We start from the raw sequence: 485 nt of genomic DNA, 5'->3' as shown, positions 1-485 counted from the left end.
GCTCAGTCCGCTCAGGCGGACACATAACCAAGACCTTGTGGGCCTCCTTGAGGCTAGCCAACTGGTCCAGGTCGGCAATCTGAGACTTGAGGCCAACGACCACTTCTTCATTGTGAACCAAATTGTGGGCCTGTTGGGAAGAATACCAAGCCTTGTAACTATAGATATTCCAAGCTAGATCTTGGCCTAACTTTTCAATGGTATGGCAGACCGAGAGGACCTCAGTCATGGCCATAATCTTGCTATCGACAACCGTACCATCCTGGGCCTGAATCAGGGCCCCATTATAGGCGATGATGGGGCTGGGGATACCAATCTCATCAATAATTGGGCGAATAGCCTCCGGCATCCGAGCTGAGATGGGGACAAAATATAGTCCCTTATCTACGCATGCCTTGATGGCTCTTGCCGTTGCCCGAGTCACCTGATGTTCCTGATTAAGCAGAGTCCCATCTATGTCACTGAAAATAATTTGCATGAGTTTT

At 49.5% G+C, this 485-nt stretch carries 1 protein-coding gene; it reads right to left on the bottom strand.

Annotated features, from left to right (window positions below):
- Positions 1–478: HAD-IIB family hydrolase (locus FH871_RS34800; protein ID WP_138995340.1), on the bottom strand; the 478-nt coding region annotated here is incomplete at its 3' end.
- Positions 479–485 lie beyond the last annotated feature (7 nt).

Origin of the sequence: Larkinella sp. C7 (assembly GCF_006149005.1) — a bacterium.
In the GTDB taxonomy this organism is placed as follows: domain Bacteria; phylum Bacteroidota; class Bacteroidia; order Cytophagales; family Spirosomataceae; genus Larkinella.
This window is presented reverse-complemented; position numbering and strand designations above follow the sequence as displayed.